At 57.6% G+C, this 19,413-nt stretch carries 19 protein-coding genes; 7 read left to right on the forward strand and 12 right to left on the reverse strand.

Annotated features, from left to right (window positions below; all coding sequences use genetic code 11):
• The 3 genes from H7A77_RS17565 to osmB all read left to right on the forward strand — a co-directional run bounded on the left by H7A77_RS17565 (position 1) and on the right by osmB (position 3,706).
• Positions 1-2,433, forward strand: coding sequence for a formate C-acetyltransferase/glycerol dehydratase family glycyl radical enzyme (locus tag H7A77_RS17565; protein WP_182074460.1), 2,433 nt, complete (start codon positions 1-3; stop codon positions 2,431-2,433).
• Between the two features lie 50 nt (positions 2,434-2,483).
• Complete coding sequence (locus H7A77_RS17570) at positions 2,484-3,230, forward strand: DNA-binding transcriptional regulator YciT (RefSeq protein WP_004930631.1); 747 nt, start codon at positions 2,484-2,486, stop codon at positions 3,228-3,230.
• A gap of 257 nt (positions 3,231-3,487) precedes the next feature.
• Positions 3,488-3,706, forward strand: a complete 219-nt coding sequence (osmB, locus tag H7A77_RS17575; RefSeq protein WP_004930634.1) for an osmotically-inducible lipoprotein OsmB — start codon at positions 3,488-3,490, stop codon at positions 3,704-3,706.
• A gap of 188 nt (positions 3,707-3,894) precedes the next feature.
• Here osmB and yciH read toward each other — a convergent pair whose 3' ends face one another.
• The gene (yciH, locus tag H7A77_RS17580; protein WP_004930637.1) at positions 3,895-4,221 is read right to left on the reverse strand and encodes a stress response translation initiation inhibitor YciH; all 327 of its coding nucleotides are present in this window, start codon (positions 4,219-4,221) and stop codon (positions 3,895-3,897) included.
• 10 nt (positions 4,222-4,231) lie between these two features.
• Complete coding sequence (gene pyrF, locus H7A77_RS17585) at positions 4,232-4,960, reverse strand: orotidine-5'-phosphate decarboxylase (protein ID WP_046687153.1); 729 nt, start codon at positions 4,958-4,960, stop codon at positions 4,232-4,234.
• 329 nt (positions 4,961-5,289) lie between these two features.
• Here pyrF and H7A77_RS17590 point away from each other — a divergent pair, with 329 nt between their 5' ends.
• Both H7A77_RS17590 and H7A77_RS17595 read left to right on the forward strand, forming a co-directional pair.
• Positions 5,290-5,550: a YdgH/BhsA/McbA-like domain containing protein gene (locus H7A77_RS17590; RefSeq protein WP_033643254.1), complete on the forward strand. Its 261-nt coding sequence runs from the start codon at positions 5,290-5,292 to the stop codon at positions 5,548-5,550.
• A gap of 170 nt (positions 5,551-5,720) precedes the next feature.
• Positions 5,721-6,020: a hypothetical protein gene (locus H7A77_RS17595; RefSeq protein WP_033643255.1), complete on the forward strand. Its 300-nt coding sequence runs from the start codon at positions 5,721-5,723 to the stop codon at positions 6,018-6,020.
• A gap of 61 nt (positions 6,021-6,081) precedes the next feature.
• Here the strand turns inward: H7A77_RS17595 and lapB are convergent, their stop codons facing one another.
• The 3 genes from lapB to pgpB all read right to left on the reverse strand — a co-directional run bounded on the left by lapB (position 6,082) and on the right by pgpB (position 8,626).
• Positions 6,082-7,254: a lipopolysaccharide assembly protein LapB gene (lapB, locus tag H7A77_RS17600; RefSeq protein WP_015378034.1), complete on the reverse strand. Its 1,173-nt coding sequence runs from the start codon at positions 7,252-7,254 to the stop codon at positions 6,082-6,084.
• A 6-nt stretch (positions 7,255-7,260) separates the two neighbouring features.
• Positions 7,261-7,563 (reverse strand): LapA family protein, encoded by a 303-nt coding sequence (locus H7A77_RS17605; protein ID WP_033643257.1) that lies wholly within the window; start codon positions 7,561-7,563, stop codon positions 7,261-7,263.
• A 298-nt stretch (positions 7,564-7,861) separates the two neighbouring features.
• On the reverse strand, positions 7,862-8,626 hold the full coding sequence (gene pgpB, locus H7A77_RS17610; RefSeq protein ID WP_047026012.1) for a phosphatidylglycerophosphatase B: 765 nt from the start codon (positions 8,624-8,626) through the stop codon (positions 7,862-7,864).
• A 278-nt stretch (positions 8,627-8,904) separates the two neighbouring features.
• Between pgpB and ribA the strand changes: the two genes are divergently transcribed.
• Positions 8,905-9,498 carry a GTP cyclohydrolase II gene (ribA, locus tag H7A77_RS17615; protein WP_019452695.1) on the forward strand — a complete coding sequence of 198 codons (594 nt, stop codon included), beginning with the start codon at positions 8,905-8,907 and terminating at the stop codon, positions 9,496-9,498.
• Between the two features lie 56 nt (positions 9,499-9,554).
• Here ribA and acnA read toward each other — a convergent pair whose 3' ends face one another.
• The 6 genes from acnA to topA all read right to left on the reverse strand — a co-directional run bounded on the left by acnA (position 9,555) and on the right by topA (position 17,336).
• On the reverse strand, positions 9,555-12,227 hold the full coding sequence (gene acnA, locus H7A77_RS17620) for an aconitate hydratase AcnA (RefSeq protein WP_182074461.1): 2,673 nt from the start codon (positions 12,225-12,227) through the stop codon (positions 9,555-9,557).
• Between the two features lie 223 nt (positions 12,228-12,450).
• The gene (locus tag H7A77_RS17625; RefSeq protein ID WP_182074462.1) at positions 12,451-12,687 is read right to left on the reverse strand and encodes a hypothetical protein; all 237 of its coding nucleotides are present in this window, start codon (positions 12,685-12,687) and stop codon (positions 12,451-12,453) included.
• Complete coding sequence (locus H7A77_RS17630) at positions 12,684-13,148, reverse strand: DUF2778 domain-containing protein (RefSeq protein ID WP_313958302.1); 465 nt, start codon at positions 13,146-13,148, stop codon at positions 12,684-12,686. Before H7A77_RS17630 ends, H7A77_RS17625 begins: the two co-directional genes overlap by 4 nt.
• Before the next feature lie 254 nt (positions 13,149-13,402).
• Complete coding sequence (gene cysB / locus H7A77_RS17635; RefSeq protein ID WP_004930690.1) at positions 13,403-14,377, reverse strand: HTH-type transcriptional regulator CysB; 975 nt, start codon at positions 14,375-14,377, stop codon at positions 13,403-13,405.
• Positions 14,378-14,598: 221 nt separating this feature from the next.
• The gene (locus tag H7A77_RS25605) at positions 14,599-14,733 is read right to left on the reverse strand and encodes a hypothetical protein (RefSeq protein ID WP_255201708.1); all 135 of its coding nucleotides are present in this window, start codon (positions 14,731-14,733) and stop codon (positions 14,599-14,601) included.
• Positions 14,734-14,738: 5 nt separating this feature from the next.
• Positions 14,739-17,336: a type I DNA topoisomerase gene (topA, locus tag H7A77_RS17640; protein ID WP_042784671.1), complete on the reverse strand. Its 2,598-nt coding sequence runs from the start codon at positions 17,334-17,336 to the stop codon at positions 14,739-14,741.
• 427 nt (positions 17,337-17,763) lie between these two features.
• Here topA and H7A77_RS17645 point away from each other — a divergent pair, with 427 nt between their 5' ends.
• The gene (locus H7A77_RS17645; protein ID WP_033643262.1) at positions 17,764-18,015 is read left to right on the forward strand and encodes a YciN family protein; all 252 of its coding nucleotides are present in this window, start codon (positions 17,764-17,766) and stop codon (positions 18,013-18,015) included.
• Between the two features lie 50 nt (positions 18,016-18,065).
• On the opposite strand, the gene sohB is transcribed toward H7A77_RS17645, so the two are convergent.
• Positions 18,066-19,112, reverse strand: a complete 1,047-nt coding sequence (gene sohB, locus H7A77_RS17650; RefSeq protein ID WP_072627554.1) for a protease SohB — start codon at positions 19,110-19,112, stop codon at positions 18,066-18,068.
• Between the last annotated feature and the right edge of the window lie 301 nt (positions 19,113-19,413).

Consider the following 19,413-nt stretch of genomic DNA (forward strand, 5'->3'; position numbering starts at 1 on the left):
ATGACCACGTTGGATTTGACTACCCTGAGCGCCCGTATCCAGGCGCATAAGAATGCGCTGATTCACATCGTCAAACCGCCGGTGTGCACCGAACGCGCGCAGCACTATACCGAGGCCTATCAGCAGCATCAGGACAAGCCGCTGCCGGTGCGCCGCGCCCTGGCGTTGGCCAACCATCTGGCGAAACGCAGCATCTGGATCGCCAACGACGAGCTGATCGTCGGCAACCAGGCCAGCGAGCTGCGCGCCGCGCCGATCTTCCCCGAATACACCGTCGGCTGGATAGAAAACGAAATAGACCAGTTGGCCGACCGGCCGGGCGCCGGTTTTTCGGTCAGCGACGAGAACAAGGCAATTTTGCATCGTCTGTGCCCCTGGTGGCGCGGCCAAACGGTGCAGGATCGCTGCTACGGCATGTTCACCGACGAACAAAAGGCGCTGCTGGCCACCGGCATCATCAAGGCCGAGGGCAATATGACCTCCGGCGACGCCCATCTGGCGGTCAACTTCCCGCTGCTGCTGGAGTTAGGCCTCGATGGCCTGCGTGAAAAGGTGAACGCGCGCCGCAGCCGCCTGCGTCTGACCGAGTGGGAAGATCTGCACAAGGCGCAGTTTCTCAACGCTATCGATATTGTGCTGACGGCGCTGAGCGAACACATCCTGCGCTTCGCTCGCCTGGCGCGCGACATGGCGCAAAACGAAGCCCGCGACTGGCGGCGCGCCGAGCTGCTGGCTATCGCAGACAACTGCGACCGGATCGCCCATCGCCCGCCGCACACCTTCTGGCAGGCGCTGCAGCTGTGCTATTTCATCCAGCTGACGTTGCAGATCGAATCCAACGGCCATTCGGTTTCCTTTGGCCGCCTCGATCAGTATCTCTATCCCTGGTATCGGCGTGACGTGGAGCTGGAGCAAAACCTGGCGCGGGAAAACGCCATCGAGCTGCTGCACAGCTGCTGGCTGAAGCTGCTGGAGGTCAACAAGATCCGCTCCGGCTCGCACTCCAAGGCCTCCGCCGGCAGCCCGCTGTACCAGAACGTTACCATCGGCGGGCAAAAACTGGTCGATGGCCGGCCGTGCGACGCGGTCAATCCGCTGTCCTACGCCATTCTCGAATCCTGTGGCCGCCTGCGCTCCACCCAGCCCAACCTCAGCGTGCGTTACCACGCCGGGATGAGCGCCGATTTCCTCGACGCCTGCGTACAGGTGATCCGCTGCGGTTTCGGCATGCCGGCATTCAATAACGACGAAATTGTCATTCCCGAGTTCATCAAGCTGGGGGTCGAACCGCAGGACGCTTACGACTACGCCGCCATCGGCTGTATCGAGACCGCCGTCGGCGGCAAATGGGGCTATCGCTGCACCGGCATGAGCTTCATCAACTTCGCCCGCGTGCTGCTGGCTGCGCTGGAACAAGGCCGCGACGCCACGTCCGGGCAGATTTTCCTGCCGCAGGAACAGGCGCTGTCCAAAGGAAACTTCGCCGATTTCGAGCAGGTGATGGCCGCCTGGGATCGGCAAATCCGCTACTACACGCGCAAGTCAATTGAGATCGAGTGCGTGGTGGACAGCGTGCTGGAGGAGAACGCCCACGATATCCTCTGCTCCGCGCTGGTGGATGACTGCATTGAACGCGGCAAAAGCATCAAACAAGGCGGCGCCAAATACGATTGGGTTTCCGGTCTGCAGGTCGGCATCGCCAACCTGGGCAACAGCCTCGCGGCGGTGCGCAAACTGGTGTTCGACCAAGGGGCGATCGGCCAGCAGCAGTTGGCGACGGCGCTGGCCGAAGACTTCTCCGGGCTGGATGGCGAACAGCTGCGTCAGCGGCTGCTCAACGCCGCGCCCAAATACGGCAACGATGTGGACGAGGTCGATCGGCTGCTGGTGCGCGCCTACCAAACCTACATCGAAGAACTGAAACAGTACCGCAACACCCGCTTCGGCCGCGGGCCGATCGGCGGCGGCTACTACGCCGGCACCTCGTCGATTTCGGCCAACGTGCCCTTCGGCGCCGCTACCCTGGCCACGCCGGATGGCCGCAAGGCGCACGCGCCGCTGGCGGAAGGCGCCAGCCCGGCGTCCGGCACCGACCACCTGGGGCCAACGGCGGTTTTCAATTCGCTCGCCAAGTTGCCGACCGAGGCGATCCTCGGCGGCGTGTTGCTCAATCAAAAGCTGAACCCGGCGACGCTGGACAACCCGCGCGATCGGGAGAAGCTGATGCTGATGTTGCGCACCTTCTTCGAGAGCTATCGCGGCTGGCATGTGCAGTACAACATCGTGTCGCGCGACACGCTGCTGGCGGCGAAGCAACACCCTGACCAATATCGTGATTTAGTGGTTCGCGTAGCTGGCTATTCCGCCTTCTTTACCGCATTATCCCCTGAGGCGCAGGATGATATTATTGCGCGCACAGAACATACTCTTTAAACCTTTGACTCTTAGTGGCCGCACCTTGGCGGCCGCATCATCAGGCCGATATGAATTTACGACAACAGACCATATTGCAGTTGGTTAACGATCGCCGCCGGATCAGCGTCAATGAGCTGGCGCGCGCTTCGGGCGTCTCGGAAGTCACCATCCGGCAGGATCTCAACCTGCTGGAAAAACGCAGTTATCTGAAGCGGGTGCACGGCTCCGCCGTGGCGTTGGAAAGCGACGACGTCGACGCCCGCATGATGTCCAATTTCACCCTTAAGCAACGATTGGCGCAGTACGCCGCCGCGCAGGTCAACGACGGCGAGACGATTTTTATCGAGAGCGGCAGCGCCAATGCCCTGCTGGCGCGCTACATCGCCGAACGCAAGCGCATTACGCTGATCACCGTCAGCCACTACATCGCCAACCTGCTCAAAGAAACCGACTGCGACGTGATTGTGCTGGGCGGCATGTACCAGAAGAAAAGCGAGACCGTGGTCGGCCCGCTCACACGGCTGTGCATTCAGCAGGTGCATTTCAACAAAGCGTTTATCGGCATTGACGGCTTTCAGGCCGAAACCGGCTTTACCGGCCGCGACATGATGCGCGCCGATGTGGTCAGCGCGGTGCTGGCCAAGGGCGTGGAGAATATCGTGCTGACGGATTCCAGCAAATTCGGCCAGATCCAGCCTAACCCGCTGGCGCAGCCGGGGCAAATCAGCCGGGTGATCACCGATTCACGTTTGGCGCTGGAGTATCAGCATCAGCTGAAACGTCAGGGCGTACAGGTGGAGCTGGTCAACGAATAACGCGCCGCGCGGGCCACGCCGCCCGCCGTTTCCCTTGCGCAGCGGGATTTTAAGACTATTTACCTGTTTATCCTTCCCGAGAAACCTATACTCAGCTTCGGTAACTTTTGGGCCGTAACCCGCTAATTATTCGGCCGTTAACAAAAATGCCATTTTTTATATCGATACCGTATGGGAATCAACAGCAGGCCTGATTTATGGTTAACGCCTATACTTATAGGGCACTTCCATATAGCCAATGCTAAGGAGAAGTCATTATGATGATTATCAATAAACGTTTCGCCACCGCCGCTCTGGCTCTGACTCTGGCGTTTTCACTGAGCGCCTGTTCCAACATGTCCAAACGCGATCGCAACACCGCTATCGGCGCCGGCGCCGGTGCAGTCGGCGGCGCAGTGCTGACCAACGGCAGCGCTTTGGGCACGCTGGGTGGGGCTGCGGTGGGCGGCATCATCGGTCACCAGGTTGGCAAATAACCTGCCCGATGCTCCTCCGCCGGCAGGCGGGCAAAAGCGCCTCGGCGCTTTGACGTATTAACCAATAACGATGATTTCAGGTCTGTTTTACTTTAAGTCTATGGTTCTTTCGCCGTTAACGGGTTAACCCCCGGCAGCAACAACCTCTAGCCATGCCGCAGCATTGCACTGCGGCATGGCGATTCGCCTCAACCGCCCGCCAGTTTGACCTTCATGCCTTTGGCTTCCAGCAGCTGTTTGAGCAGATCGCGTTTATCGCCCTGGATCTCGATGACTCCCTCTTTCACCGAGCCGCCGCAGCCGCATTTCTTTTTCAGTTCGGCCGCCAGTTTGTCGAGCGCGGCATCATCCAGATCGACGCCGGTAATCAGGCACACGCCCTTCCCCTTGCGGCCGCTGGTCTGGCGCTGGATGCGCACAACGCCATCGCCCTTGGCGCGTTGCGGTTTAACCTCTTCCTGCTTGATGCGACCGGTGTCCGTGGAATACACCAGACGGCTGTTATCGTCATTCATCATCGCTTCCTCAGGCCAAAGAGGCGCGGATCGCGCGCAGCGTCGCGGCCGGATCCGCAGATTGGGTGATCGGACGCCCAATCACCATATAGTCCACGCCGGCGGCCTGCGCCTGCACCGGCGTCATAATACGGCGCTGATCGCCCGCCGCGCTGCCTTCAGGGCGGATCCCCGGCGTCACCAGTTGGAAAGCCTGCCCGCAGGCGGCCTTCAGGCGCTGCGCTTCGTGTGCCGAACATACCACGCCGTCCAGCCCGCAGTCGCGGGTCAGGCGCGCCAGGCGCTCGGCGTGTTCTGCCGGACTGGCCTCGATGCCGATGCCGCGAAGGTCTTCCGCTTCCATGCTGGTCAGCACCGTGACGGCGATCAGCAGCGGCGCATCCGCCCCGTATGACACCAGCGCTTCTTTAGCGGCGGTCATCATGCGCGCGCCGCCGCTGGCATGCACATTGACCATCCAAACGCCCAGCTCGGCCGCTGCGGCTACCGCATGCGCCGTGGTATTGGGAATATCGTGGAATTTCAGGTCAAGAAATACGTCGAAGCCGCGCCCGTGCAGATCGCGCACCAGCTGCGGTCCAAACAGCGTGAACATTTCTTTGCCCACTTTCAGCCGGCAGTCTTGCGGATCGATACGGTCGGCGAACGCCAGCGCAGCGTTCTTATCGGCGTAATCCAACGCTACAACGATTGGAGATGATTTTAAGTCATTGTTATTAGCGTTATTTTCAGACTTCATTTCTTCTACCTTCTGTAAAATGGAGATAATCAGGGACTCACCCGCGAAACTGACCGCCGCATTCTACATGCCAGGGGCCAGAAATCCCAGCCACAGCGCGCACCGGCGCTCTGTCATGTTACCTTGCGTCTTTGTCATGGCGCGTCAACGTAAGCGCGTCAGCAATAAACCACGCAGCGTAAAACGCCGTAAAGATGCGTAAATTATCAATCAAATATTTTGAACCACTTGCTCAGCATTATCAGATTTTCAATCGGCCCAGATGCTTTATTATTCACCACATCGGAAGCGAATGGCTTCCTTCCTAAATAAACAGACTGGAGTCACCCATGAAAACCATCAAATATTTTGCAGCCGCTGCCGCTATCGCACTGACCTCTTTCGCCACTTTGGCCGCTGAGCCGATCAACAGCCAGCAGGCTGATAGCCTGACCGCGACCGGCGTCGTTTCCGCAGGCCACGCAACCACCCTCAGCAGCCTGGAGAAAAAACTGGCCGCTAAAGCAGATGCTCAGGGCGCCAGCAGCTACCGCATTATCTCCGCCGGCGGTAACAACATGTTGAGCGGCACCGCGATCATCTACAAATAAGGTTTCCGGTACAGGGCCCGAGATTTCGGGCCCTGCCTCTATTTCCCGCTTAAAAACCCGCCTTTGCCCGCTCTTTATTGTTACAAAAATATTAAATTTTTATTACACACTAGACACCCGATCGCCAGTGGCTTAGCTTGAAGGCATCTTCCTGCAGAAAGGCTTTCAAAATGAGCGAGATATCGACACTTACCATTAAAATTCCTCTGGCACTGAAGGAGAAAATCCGCGCCGCCGCCGCTGAAAACGAATTTTCATTGAGTGTGGAAGTGTGCCAGCGCCTGGAAAGCAGCTTCAACGCGCCCGTCGTCAAGGCAGAAAAACCGGCCAAGAAAGCGGACGACCTGCACCACGGCGAGATCGACAATCAAAGCACCGAAGAAGAAATCGAACAGCCTCTGAGCCAGAAAGAGCTGAAGAAGCTGCGTCAGCTATTGAAAACCGGCGCTAAAGGCGGCAAGAAAAAGTAAGCGATGAACATAGAAAAACGGGGCGATCAATCGCCCCGTTTTATTTTGTCTCACCGCCGCGCTATTGTCCGTCCAGACCGCGGATCGGTTTAACCGATGACCAGGCGCGACACGACGGACAATGCCAATAGAGCGAGTGCGCGGTGAAGCCACATTTGTGGCAGCGGTAACGCGGTTTGGTGCGAATTTGCTCGCCGACCATATCGCGCAACAACAGCAGACTCTCTTTCGCACGGCCGTCTTCAGCGTCCGCCAGGTGATAATCCATCAGCCGATAAAACACCCGCATAGTGGGGTGACGCTGCAGCTGACGGTTGATATAGACCTGCACCACGTCGCGCCCTTCGTGCTGCTCGATGATTTCGGCCAGCATCAGATCAGCGGTTGCGCCGGTGTTCTCTTCCACGCAGCGTTTAAGGAAATCAGCCCAGTTGTGCTGCTGTTCCGGCAGATGCGTGTAGCATTCCTGCAGCATCGGCAGCGTTTCGCTGACCAGCTCTTTATCCTGACTCAATACGCGTTGCAGCGACTCTGCCGCTTTGGCGTAGTCGTTTTGCGCCATGTAAATGCGCCCGAACATGATGGACACGCGCGCGCACTGTTTATCGGCCGCGTCCGCACGCTTGAGCAGGCTCATCGCCCGATCGAGATCGTCGCTGCCCATCGCCTGCAGCGCCAGTTCACAATAAAAGTGCGCGATCTCGACGCGTTGTTTCTCTTTGCCCAGCTTGACCAACTTTTCCGCCACGTCGATCGCTTTCTGCCAGTCGCTGGTCGCCTGATGGATCACCAGCAATTGCTGCAGCGCCGAGACGCGAAAATCCGCTTCGTCAGTCAACTGGCTGAACATGTCTTCCGCACGGTCGTAAAGCCCGGCGGCCATATAGTCACGGCCCAGCTGTTGCACCGCCAACAGGCGCTGCTCAAAGGTCAGGGAAGCGCTTTCCATCAAGGCCTGATGGATGCGGATAGCGCGGTCGACTTCGCCGCGCGAGCGGAACAGGTTGCCCAACGTCAGGTGGGCCTCAACGGTGTTGCTGTCCTCTTTCAACATGTCGAGGAACAGATCAACCGCCTTATCCTGCTGGTTTGAAAGCAGAAAGTTCACCCCTGCCACGTATTCACGCGACAGGCGGTTGGCTTCTTGCTGTTTATCCTGCTGAGCGCTTCTGCGCCCCATGTACCAACCGTACGCGGCAGCCACGGGCAGCAACAGAAACAGCAGTTCTAACATAGAGGGTTATTCCTTGCTGACAACGGCCTGAGCCGCCGGTTCAGCGGGCTGCTCAAGCTGCAGCTCCAGCCTTTTGATCTTGCGCTCGGCGCGGCCCAGCGCAATGCGCGTACGCAGATAGAACAGACCGCAAATGATCCAGCCGAGAATGAAACCGGCGCCAAACAGCGTGGCCAACAGGGTCGATACGCGATAATCGCCCTGCGCAACCAGATAGTTAAAATTGACCACCTGATCGTTATGCGCGCCCAGGGTGACGGAAATCACGAAGATCACCAGAACCAACAAAAAAATCAGCAAATATTTCACATTCTTTCCCGCGATGCCGAGTGAATCGGATGAACGATGCCAAAACGTGGCGTCCCTAACCCTTAAGTTAGCATTTCCCGTTGCGGCAGGGAAACCCTGCGGCACGATAAAACCACATATCTGCTGGCATATTCGGCAGTAAACGGCTTTAACGAACAAATTGATGAGAAAGCTTCTCAAAACGTCGAATTTATAAGGATATGGGGGCGACGGCGCGGATTGCAATGGCGGGAAAATGTAAGCGGTTAATGCGGCGCCGATCTGGCGCCGCGCTTTTTGTGACATGGTCACATAACGTTCATTTCTCCGGCTTGCGCGCCGCGATTTCCTGCTGCTCTTGCGGCGGCGGCGTCAGAGGACCGAACCAGCGCTGCGCCAGCCAGCAGGTGATCACTACCAGCAACCAACTGATCAACGTGGCCATCGCCAGATCGCGCGGCCAGTGCATGCCCAGCAGCAAGCGGCTGCCCATTACCCCGGCCGCCCACACCATCAGGATCGCGACGGTTTTGTAATGGCGGCGCGGCCACAGCAGCCCTACGCCCAATAGCGCCCAGGTGGCGGCGAACATGGTGTGCCCCGACGGAAAAGCAAAGCCGGTTTCAAACTGCCAGTGCTTGCGCAGCCAGCTCGGCACCAGCGTCTGGTCTTGCAGTTGCTCGCGCACCAGCGCGCTGCGCTCTTTGCGCTGCAGCGAGTAGAAATACTTGCCGTCCACGCCGTGGGTTTGCTCCAACCACACCACGAAAGGACGCGGCTCTTGCACCCGATCCTTGATCAACGACTTCACGCCCTGCCCAATCAACAGCGCGGCGAAAAGCAGCATCGCCAGACCGATGGCCGGCTTCAGCCGAAAGCGCAGGCACCACAAAAACCAACCGCAGAGGATCGCGCTGGTCAGAATGCCCCACGGCGAGGTCACGGTTTCGGTCACCCAGTACAGCGCTTTCAGCAGCCGGTCATTGCCGCCGGGTTGCCAGTGCCAGCCGGATACCCAGACCGCCAGCGGCATCAACAGCAGCAGCAACGCGCCGCCCGCCGTGCGTTTTGCTATCTCATACATTCCCGTTTTCCTCTGCGTGAATCAGGCTGCAGTGTAACAAGAGTGCAATATTGATAACACGCGAAAAATTAAACAGATAGACAACCTATCGCAATAATAGGTGGCCAGAAAACGCCATCTGCTGGTTTGCTGAGCACCGCCCGGCAAGAAGTTGTGGCAAAATAGCCGATAATTAACGAAATAGAGATCGGCGTAGCACGTTTTAGTCTTGGTCAATGCACTGACCGGACTTAGGATGCGCGACAATGATTGAATCGTAGGTTTTTGTGGAGAGTGACATGCAGCTTAAACGGGTGGCAGAGGCTAAACTGCCGACACCTTGGGGCGATTTCCTGATGGTAGGATTCGAAGAACTGGCGACCGGGCACGATCATCTGGCGCTGGTATTCGGTGATATTTCCGGAGAAGCGCCGGTGCTCGCACGCGTGCATTCCGAATGTCTGACCGGCGACGCGTTGTTCAGCCTGCGCTGCGACTGCGGTTTTCAGCTGGAAGCCGCGCTGGAGCAGATCGCCGAAGAAGGCCGCGGCATCCTGCTTTATCATCGCCAGGAGGGCCGCAATATCGGCCTGTTGAACAAGATCCGCGCCTATGCCCTGCAGGATAAGGGCGCAGACACCGTGGAAGCCAACCATCAGCTCGGCTTCGCCGCCGACGAACGCGACTTCACCCTGTGCGCCGACATGTTCAAACTGCTGGGCGTCGACGCGGTGCGCTTGCTGACCAACAACCCGAAAAAGGTCGAGATCCTGACCGAAGCCGGTATCAATATCAGCGAGCGCGTGCCGCTGATCGTCGGCCGCAATCCGAAGAACGAACACTATCTGGCCACCAAGGCCGCCAAAATGGGCCATTTGCTCGACCAGAAGTGATCGCCGCCACGTGAAAACCATCAGGGCGCCTTGCGGCGCCCTTTTTACTGCCCGATTTACAGCATTTTCCTGATTACGTAGTGCAGGATGCCGTCGTTTTCGTAGTAGGTCAGCTCGTTGCCGGTATCGATGCGGCAACGGGTGTCGATCACCTCCTTGCGCCCGTCGGCATAGGTGATATGTACCGGCACCGTCTGGCCCGGCTGCAGCTGTTGCAGGCCGCCGACGCTGATCTGCTCGTCCCCGGTCAGCCCCAGCGTTTTGCGCGTCACGCCCTGCGGGAACTCCAGCGGCAAAATACCCATGCCTATCAGGTTGGAGCGGTGAATACGCTCGAAGGATTCGGCGATCACCACCCGCACGCCCAGCAGGCGCGGCCCTTTCGCCGCCCAGTCGCGGCTGGAGCCGGAACCGTACTCTTTACCGGCGATCACCGCCAGCGGCACTTTCTCCTGCTGGTACTGCATGGCGGCGTCGTAGATAGACAGTTGCTGCTGCGACGGAATATGGCGGGTATAGCCCCCCTCCACGCCCGGCACCATTTCGTTGCGGATGCGGATGTTGGCGAAGGTGCCGCGCATCATTACTTCATGGTTTCCGCGGCGCGAACCGTAGGAGTTAAAGTCCTGCGGCGCCACGCCGTGCTCGCTCAGGTAACGCCCCGCCGGGCTGTCGCGCTTGATGTTGCCCGCCGGCGAGATGTGGTCGGTGGTCACCGAATCGGCCAGAATCGCCAGAATGCGCGCGTCCTTGATGTCCTGCACCGGATCCGGCTTCACCTTCATGGTGCTGAAAAACGGAGGATGGCGGATATAGGTAGAATCCTCCTGCCATTGATAGGTCGCCGAACCGGTCACCTGGATCGCCTGCCAGTTGGCGTCGCCATCGAACACTTCGCCGTATTCTTTGTGGAACATCTCGGTGCGCACTTCTTCCACCGCCTGAGCAATGTCCTGGCTGCTCGGCCAGATGTCCTTCAGGTAGACCGGTTGACCGTCATTGCCCTCGCCCAGCGGCTCTTTGGTCAGGTCGATCTTCATGCTGCCCGCCAGCGCATACGCCACAACCAGCGGCGGTGAGGCCAGCCAGTTGGTTTTCACCAGCGGGTGGATGCGCCCTTCGAAGTTACGGTTGCCCGACAGCACCGCGCCCACGGTCAGATCGCCCTCTTTGATCGCCTGCTCGATAGGATCCGGCAGCGGCCCGGAGTTGCCGATACAGGTGGTACAGCCATATCCCACCAGGTTGAACCCCAGTTCTTCCAGATAAGCGGTGAGCTTGGCGCTGTCGAAGTAGTCGGTCACCACTTTGGAACCCGGCGCCAACGACGTTTTTACCCAAGGCTTGCTGCGCAGCCCTTTCTTGACGGCGTTTTTCGCCAGCAGGCCCGCCGCCATCATCACGCTCGGGTTGGAGGTGTTGGTGCAGGAGGTGATCGCCGCGATCACCACCGCGCCGTCGTGCAGCTCGTGCTGCTGCCCATCCAGCGTAAAGGGTTTGCTGTCTGCCTTGGTCTTGTGGCCGCCGATATCCAACTCGGTAGCGGCCCGGAACGCCTGCGGCACATTCGGCAGCGCGACGCGGTCCTGCGGGCGTTTCGGCCCGGCGAGGCTGGCCTCGACCGTCGACATATCCAGCGCCAGCGAGCTGGTGAATACCGGCTCATCCCCCGGGTTGCGCCACATGCCCTGCGCCTTGGCGTAGGCTTCCACCAGCGCGATTTGTTCAGCGCTGCGGCCGCTGAGTTTCATGTAGCCGAGCGTGACGTCATCTACCGGGAAGAAACCGCAGGTGGCGCCGAACTCCGGCGACATATTGGCGATGGTCGCCCGGTCCGCCAACGGCAGATCGGCCAGGCCGTCGCCGTAAAACTCGACGAACTTGCCGACAACGCCGTGCTTACGCAGCATTTGGGTGACGGTCAGCACCAGGTCGGTGGCAGTAATGCCCTCGCGGAGCTTGCCGGTCAGCTTAAAGCCGACGACGTCCGGGATCAGCATCGACACCGGCTGGCCCAGCATCGCCGCTTCCGCTTCGATACCGCCGACGCCCCAGCCGAGAATGCCCAGGCCGTTGATCATGGTGGTGTGGGAATCAGTGCCCACCAGCGTATCCGGATAGGCCACGCGGCGACCGCTTTCGTCGCTGTGCCATACCGTTTGGCCGAGGTATTCGAGGTTGACCTGGTGGCAGATGCCGGTGCCCGGCGGCACCACGCGGAAACGGTTGAAGGCTTTCTGCCCCCAGCGCAGGAAGGTGTAGCGCTCGTGGTTGCGCTGCATTTCGATACGAACGTTGTCTTCGAAGGCGTTGTTATCGCCGAATTCATCGACGGTGACCGAGTGGTCAATCACCAGATCCACCGGTGACAGCGGGTTCACCTGGTCGACATTGCCGCCCAGCCGCCGCACCGCTTCACGCATCGCCGCCAGATCCACCACCGCCGGAACGCCGGTAAAATCCTGCATCAGCACGCGCGCCGGACGGTAGGCGATCTCACGGTCAGCATGGCCGGTTTGCAACCAGGCGACGATGGCCTTGAGGTCGTCAACCTGCACGGTATCGCCATCCACATGACGCAGCAGGTTCTCCAACAGCACTTTCATTGATTTCGGCAACCGGTCGATATCACCCAGCTGCTTCGCCGCCAGCGGCAGACTGTAGTAGTAATATTCGCTATTCAGCGCAACCAGCTTATCCAGACTTGTTTCACGAAGATCGGACGACATAGCTCCTCCATTTCTTATTGTGATTAAAACAGGGTAATCAGTGAGGTCTTGTTTAAAGATACCACAAAGATAAGTTAACGTTTTGATAACAACACGATTTGATCACAGCGATAGGTGAGAACAATCAAGAAGAAGGAAGTGCAAGCGCAGCCAAGGGGTTAGGCCACGCGTCAACGAAAACGCCGCAACGAGGCGGCGTTTTGGCAGGGAAGATCTCGCGGCTTTAGCGGGGTTTGCGCACCAGGCGGCGACATACTGTGAGCACAACTGCAGCAATGATGGCAGAGACACCCAATTTAATGGCAATGACAGCCGAGTCGAAATTATTCATCCCTATTTCACCATCACCGTTAATTTCTAGGTTGTTGGAAACGAAGCTGTCGAAAATTCCGTCTGGCAGGTAGCGCAACAACAAAAGGGTTAGCAACAAGAACAGAACAATCCAGAGACTTTTTTTCATTGTGATACCACGCATTTACTGTAATCAGGCTCGCCTTGAACATCTATACGACCGTACGCCATCAGCCCTCGACCTCCAGGCACTCTCACCTTTCTACGCCTTAGCAGCGCATCCCGAAGGATCTGAAAGTCAGATGCCTGATAGAGAGTAATACATCCCCAAGAAACACCGGTGCCATCTGTGTTAAGTGGATGCAGTCTAAAACTGTTTCGAAAGACGCCATTTACGGCGAGGTAGTCACTCATAGTTTCATTGCTGAAGAGACCAAACCACTCAGAATGGCGATTCTTGTAGAGATGATACAGGTCAACCAACTCAGAACGAATTTGATTTGCAATACTGCCCTGTGGTCTGTCGACGATCCAGTATGTTCCTGGAGGAATGGCGGCTTTTTCACGATCCGAACAGTTTGGGTTGTTAATGTAATGCTCGATACCCGATAACACGTCGAATGTCCCCACTCCATAGCACCGTAATTTCGCTATCTTGCCATCACTTGATAAATCAGCGTAGTTAAGCCTGCATATCTGCATAACGTTGAATTTCCTTATTCAATGATCCGAACGTTTTGCAGTCTACTTAGAGGCTAACGGGTTGAAAAGAGGACGGTGGTTTTTCAGGATGATCCTGAGAAACAAGGAAGGTGCGGGTTTCCGGGCTAAAAAAACCCGGTTTGGCAGGCGCCTAACCGGGTTTGATTTGATATCGTCAACGATTACTTAATCGGCAGCTTGATGTCCTTGAACATCGCTTCAATCTCTTCGTTGGAGCGCAGCGCCACTGCGCTGTCGACCACGTCGCGCGTCAGGTGCGGCGCGAAGCGCTGAATGAAGTCGTACATGTAGCTGCGCAGGAAGGTGCTGCGGCGGAAGCCGATTTTAGTGGTGCTGTAGGTGAAGATATCGCGCGCATCCACCGTCACCAGATCCGGATCCTGCACCGGATCAACCGCCATGCTGGCGATCACCCCTACCCCCAATCCCAAACGCACATAGGTTTTAATCACGTCGGCATCAGTGGCGGTAAAGACGATGCGCGGCGTCAGGCCGGCGCGGTTGAAGGCGGTGTCCAGCTCCGAGCGGCCGGTAAAGCCGAAGGTGTAAGTGACGATCGGGTAAGCCGCCAGTTCTTCAATGCTGATGCTGCTTTTGCCCGCCAAAGGATGATCGGGCTTCACCACCACCGCACGGTTCCAGTGGTAGCACGGCAGCATGATAAGATCGTCATACAGGTGCAGCGCTTCGGTGGCGATGGCGAAATCTGCGGTGCCCTTGGAGACCGCTTCGGCGATCTGCGTCGGCGAGCCCTGATGCATGTGCAGCGAGACACGCGGGTAACGCTCAATGAAGCCTTTAATCACGTTGGGCAAAGCGTAGCGAGCCTGGGTATGCGTGGTGGCGACGTACAGCGAGCCTTTGTCCGGGTAGGTGTGTTCACCGGCGACGGCCTTGATGGCGTCTACCTTGGACAGCACTTCACGCGCGATGCGAATGATTTCCTGGCCGGCCGGGGTGACCTGGGTCAGGTGCTTGCCGCTGCGGGCGAAAATCTGGATGCCCAGCTCATCTTCGAGCATGCGCACCTGTTTGCTGATGCCGGGTTGAGAGGTATAGAGCCCTTCTGCCGTCGAGGAGACATTCAGGTTGTGGTTAACCACTTCCACAATGTAACGAAGCTGCTGCAATTTCATATCTTATACCATCCTAGGTTAAACACTGCGGCTTACCCGCAGCCAGGTATATCGGTGTCGCCCCGGTATGCTGAAACTCACAAGCCATAAACCCCGTGTTCTACCCTGATGGTGAAGAAAACGCCGTTGTTAATAAGCTTTAATAATAAAAAAACTTTTTATATAACCACTATACCACGATGCAGCTTCAAGTATAGATCCGCGTCACACTATGATAACGATTATTTTGCATGGGTATCAACGTGAAACGGCGGTGTCGGAGGGATAAAAACAGCAAAGGATAGATCCGTTTGCCCCTTTTCACCAATAAAAAAACCAGCCGCCAGGGCTGGTTTTTCATCTTGCGGGCAGGACATCGGCCTTACTTCTTGCCTTCGACCCACTTGCCGTCCACGTAAAACGCGGACCAACCGGTCGCCTTGCCGTCTTTTTCAGAGGAGACGTACTGCTGCTTGGTTTTACGGCTGAAACGCACCAGGGTTTTGTTGCCTTCGGCATCCGCCACCGGCGCATCGGCCAGGTAGCGCAGTTTCTCCGGCAGACGATCCTTGAAGCGAGCCAGTTCTTCCACCAGCGGCGCGCGGGTCTCGCGCGATTTAGGGAAGGTGTTGGCCGCCAGGAACACGCCGGCAGCGCCGTCACGCAGCACGAAATAGGCGTCGGACTTCTCGCACGGCAGCTCCGGCAACGGCACCGGATCTTCCTTCGGCGGCGCGACATCGCCGTTACGCAGGATCTTGCGGGTGTTTTTGCAGTTCTCGTTGGTGCAGCCCATGTACTTGCCGAAACGTCCCATTTTCAGGTGCATTTCCGAGCCGCACTTGTCGCACTCCACCACCGGGCCATCATAGCCTTTCAGACGGAACTCGCCCTCTTCGATCTCATAGCCGTCACACGCCGGGTTGTTACCGCAAACGTGCAGCTTGCGCTGGTTGTCGATCAGATAGCTGTCCATCGCCGTACCGCATTTCTGGCAGCGGCGGCGGGCGCGCAGCGCGTTGGTTTCCGCGTCGTCGCCTTCGAGGATGTTGAGCACTTCCGCTTCCGGCACCAGGTTGATGGTGGTTTTGCAACGTTCCTTCGGCGGCAGCGCGTAGCCGGAACAGCCGAGGAAGACCCCAGTGCTGGCGGTACGGATGCCCATCTTGCGGCCGCAGGTCGGGCAGTCGATGCTGGTCATCACCATCTGGTTAGGCCGCATGCCGCCTTCTTCCGGATCCTTCTCCGCCGTTTCAAGCTGCTCGCTGAAGTCGACGAAGAATTCGTCCAGCACCGCTTTCCACTCGGCCTGGTTGTTGGCGACCTCATCGAGGCCGTCTTCCATGCGCGCGGTGAAGTCATAGTTCATCAGCTCGCGGAAGTTCTCTTCCAGACGATCGGTGACGATCTCACCCATTTTCTCGGCATAGAAACGGCGGCTTTCCACCCGCACATAACCGCGATCCTGAATGGTCGAGATGATGGAGGCGTAAGTGGACGGACGGCCGATGCCGCGTTTCTCCAGCTCTTTCACCAGCGAGGCTTCGCTGTAGCGCGCCGGCGGCTTGGTGAAGTGCTGGCTCGGGATCAGTTTCTGCAGATCCAGCTCGCTGCCGATTTCGACGAACGGCAACGTGCGATCTTCATCGCCTTTGCGCAGAGCCGGCATCACCTTGGTCCAGCCGTCAAAGCGCAGCGTACGGCCCTTGGCGCGCAGCTGATAATCGCCGGCTTTCACCGTCAGCGTGGTGGAATCGTATTGCGCCGGCGTCATCTGACAGGCGACGAACTGACGCCAGATCAGCTGATACAGCTTCTGCGCGTCCGCTTCCATGTCTTTGAGCTGTTCGGCGAGCACGTTCACGTCCGAAGGACGGATGGCTTCGTGCGCTTCCTGTGAATTCTCTTTGCTGCTGTACTGATTCGGCGCCTTCGGCAGGTATTTATCGCCGAAGTTGTCGCCGATGTAGCCACGCACCATGTTGAGCGCATCCTGGCTCAGGTTGGTGGAGTCGGTACGCATATAGGTGATGTGACCGGCTTCATACAGCCGTTGCGCCATCATCATGGTTTTCTTCACGCCGAAGCTCAGGCGGGTGCTGGCGGCCTGTTGCAGCGTGGAGGTAATGAAAGGCGCGCCCGGCTTGCTGCTGGTCGGTTTGTCTTCGCGATCCAGCACCGTGTAGCGGGCTTTTTCCAGCAACTTGACCGCGGCGTGCGTCTGCTCGCGGTTGACCGGCTTGAACGGTTTGTCGTGCGCATGGGTCACTTCCATCTGCAGCGCGGTGTCACCCTTCGCCAGCAGATCGGCATGCAGCTCCCAGTACTCTTCCGGCACGAACGCCTTGATGTCGCGTTCGCGCTCAACCACCAGGCGCACTGCCACCGACTGCACGCGGCCGGCGGACAGGCCGCGGGCGATTTTTTTCCACAGCAGCGGCGAGACCATATAGCCCACCACGCGGTCCATAAACCGGCGCGCCTGCTGCGCGTTGACGCGGTCAATGTTCAACTCGCCCGGCTGTTTGAACGCCTGTTGGATCGCGTTTTTGGTGATTTCGTTAAACACCACGCGGCTAAAGCGTTTGTCATCCCCACCGATCACTTCCCGCAGGTGCCAGGCGATGGCTTCCCCTTCGCGGTCAAGGTCGGTTGCGAGATAAATGTGGTCGGCGTTTTCCGCCAACGATTTTAACTCGGCGACCACTTTTTCTTTACCCGGCAGGATTTCATAATGCGCTTTCCAGCCGTGGTAAGGGTCGACGCCCATGCGATTTACCAGCGCCGCCTTCTCATCTTTTTTAACTTTTTTCTTGGCTTTGTCTTCGGTTGAGTCAGCGCTCTTTTTGCTGGCTGAGCCACTGGTCGGCAAATCACGGATATGACCGACGCTGGACTTCACCACGTAGTCACTTCCTAAATATTTATTAATAGTTTTGGCTTTTGCCGGGGACTCAACTATTACGAGAGCTTTACCCATATTTACCTTTACCTAATTTATTTCTTCTAAAAAGAAGTCTTTTATCTCGCCGTGCCGCGGCAATTCGTGTCTCTTTTTTTATATTGCGGCAGTCTGGCAAGAGATCAACAGATTTTTTTCTTTTGGTTGCCCAACTGCTCAACCTGAACGCAAGTTGTTGATCCTGCCTGCTATTCACCCATGCCCCAGAAGTATGGCTGCGTGATTTTTATTCATGGCGTAAACAAAACCTTCCACCCGACGCCGCAAAATCCCACACTGTACCTGATAAAAAGCGTCACGCAACCTAATTAGCACGGAAAGGCAGATTTCGCCAACCGGCCGCCGCCCATGGCCATCCAGACGGCAAATAAACCTTAGTCGGTTTGCGGATAAAAGCGAACCGGCGTTAGAATATGCGCAGCGTTTTTTGTTTGGAGTCTAATAAATGTACAAGAATACTGCACCTATCGGCCGCGAGGCCCTGCTGGCGGAAGCAAATAACATCATCCGCCAACACGAAGATTATCTGCACGGCATGATCGCCACCGACGTTGAACAAAAAAGCGGCGTTTTAGTTTTTCGCGGCGAATACTTTTTAGATGCCGATGGATTGCCCACCGCCAAAACCACCGCCGTATTTAATATGTTTAAACATTTGGCTCACCTGCTTTCGGAAAAATACCATTTGGTCGATTGAGAAAACAAAACGGGGGCGCCTGGCCCCCGTTGATTCCTGCTCTTCTCGCCTTACAACAACGGCTTTTCCCCGCGCTGCCACCAGCGCAACAGCAAACGATCGACGCTTTCCGCCGCGCTGCCGGTGAAACGATCCATCAAACGTTTACGACGTGCATAGCGCACGGCGATCACTTCGTGGTTATCCAACTCGGCGATCAACAAATCGTCACTGGTGCCGATGGCGTCGATAAGGCCTTTCTCTTTGGCCTGGGTCCCGAACCAGTGCTCACCGGTGGCGACGTTGTCGATGTCCAGCGACGGGCGCTGCTCGTGCACGAAGCGTTTGAACAGCTCGTGCGTTTCGTTCAGATCTTCGCGGAACTTCTCGCGCCCCTGCTCGGTATTCTCACCGAACAGCGTCAGCGTACGTTTAAACTGCCCGGCGGTATGCAGCTCCACGTCGATGTCGTTCTTCTTCAGCAGGCGATGGAAATTCGGGATCTGCGCCACCACGCCGATGGAACCGATGATGGCGAACGGCGCCGCCACGATGCGATCCGCGACGCAGGCCATCATGTAGCCGCCGCTGGCCGCCACTTTATCCACCGCCACCGTCAGGCGGATACCGCCTTTGCGCAAGCGCTCCAACTGCGAAGCCGCCAGGCCGTAGCCGTGCACCACCCCGCCCGGGCTTTCCAGACGCAGCAGGACTTCATCCTGCGCCGAGGCCACCGCCAGCACCGCGGAGATCTCTTCGCGCAGCGACGTCACCTCGTGCGCATCCATGCTGCCCTTGAAGTCCAACACGTACAGGCACGGCTTGGCCACTTCCACCGCGCCGGATTTGGCGCGCTGCTTCTTCAATTTGTCATCAGACTTGGTCTGCTTCTTGAACTGTTTCAGCCAAACCTTTTGCTCGGCAGTATCCATACGCGCCAGGCGCATATCGCGCTGCATTTCGCGATACTGTTCACCGAGATCGGTCAGCTGCAGCTCCCCTTTCTGGCGGCTCTTGCGTTGCCCCAGACTGACCGCCAGGATGGCCAACGCGGCGATGGCGAGCACCACCGTGGCGACCTTGGCCAGAAACAGGCCATAAACAGATATAAACTCCACAGATTCCGCCTTTATTTACAGGTTGTTAGTATGATTCTTTCCATTTTAGCCAACCGCAGCGCCTGCTGTCGCGGCTAAATGAAAATTCATTGCGTTCTGCACGTCACTATGGGGACGATTCAAGGCCGAACCAAGCCGCCGCCGCGCCGCTTTTGTTACAAAAGAATGCCATTTCAGCCTGCTACGCATTGAAAATGCGTACGGATTAAGGCATATAACACCCATTATTCATCAATATGATGAGACAGATTCGCTGCGCGGCCCGCAGAAGGTCGAGCTCTCGCTCCCGCCCTGGCCGCGC

This window comes from Serratia sp. ME47 (assembly GCF_903970925.1).
In the GTDB taxonomy this organism is placed as follows: domain Bacteria; phylum Pseudomonadota; class Gammaproteobacteria; order Enterobacterales; family Enterobacteriaceae; genus Serratia; species Serratia ureilytica.

Coding starts and splice junctions, on each gene's coding strand:
- H7A77_RS17565 (WP_182074460.1), top strand. CDS start 1: ATGACCACGTTGGATTTGACTACCCTGAGCGCCCGTATCCAGGCGCAT.
- H7A77_RS17570 (WP_004930631.1), top strand. CDS start 2,484: ATGAATTTACGACAACAGACCATATTGCAGTTGGTTAACGATCGCCGC.
- osmB (WP_004930634.1), top strand. CDS start 3,488: ATGATGATTATCAATAAACGTTTCGCCACCGCCGCTCTGGCTCTGACT.
- yciH (WP_004930637.1), bottom strand. CDS start 4,221: ATGAATGACGATAACAGCCGTCTGGTGTATTCCACGGACACCGGTCGC.
- pyrF (WP_046687153.1), bottom strand. CDS start 4,960: ATGAAGTCTGAAAATAACGCTAATAACAATGACTTAAAATCATCTCCA.
- H7A77_RS17590 (WP_033643254.1), top strand. CDS start 5,290: ATGAAAACCATCAAATATTTTGCAGCCGCTGCCGCTATCGCACTGACC.
- H7A77_RS17595 (WP_033643255.1), top strand. CDS start 5,721: ATGAGCGAGATATCGACACTTACCATTAAAATTCCTCTGGCACTGAAG.
- lapB (WP_015378034.1), bottom strand. CDS start 7,254: ATGTTAGAACTGCTGTTTCTGTTGCTGCCCGTGGCTGCCGCGTACGGT.
- pgpB (WP_047026012.1), bottom strand. CDS start 8,626: ATGTATGAGATAGCAAAACGCACGGCGGGCGGCGCGTTGCTGCTGCTG.
- ribA (WP_019452695.1), top strand. CDS start 8,905: ATGCAGCTTAAACGGGTGGCAGAGGCTAAACTGCCGACACCTTGGGGC.
- acnA (WP_182074461.1), bottom strand. CDS start 12,227: ATGTCGTCCGATCTTCGTGAAACAAGTCTGGATAAGCTGGTTGCGCTG.
- H7A77_RS17625 (WP_182074462.1), bottom strand. CDS start 12,687: ATGAAAAAAAGTCTCTGGATTGTTCTGTTCTTGTTGCTAACCCTTTTG.
- cysB (WP_004930690.1), bottom strand. CDS start 14,377: ATGAAATTGCAGCAGCTTCGTTACATTGTGGAAGTGGTTAACCACAAC.
- H7A77_RS25605 (WP_255201708.1), bottom strand. CDS start 14,733: ATGTCCTGCCCGCAAGATGAAAAACCAGCCCTGGCGGCTGGTTTTTTT.
- topA (WP_042784671.1), bottom strand. CDS start 17,336: ATGGGTAAAGCTCTCGTAATAGTTGAGTCCCCGGCAAAAGCCAAAACT.
- H7A77_RS17645 (WP_033643262.1), top strand. CDS start 17,764: ATGTACAAGAATACTGCACCTATCGGCCGCGAGGCCCTGCTGGCGGAA.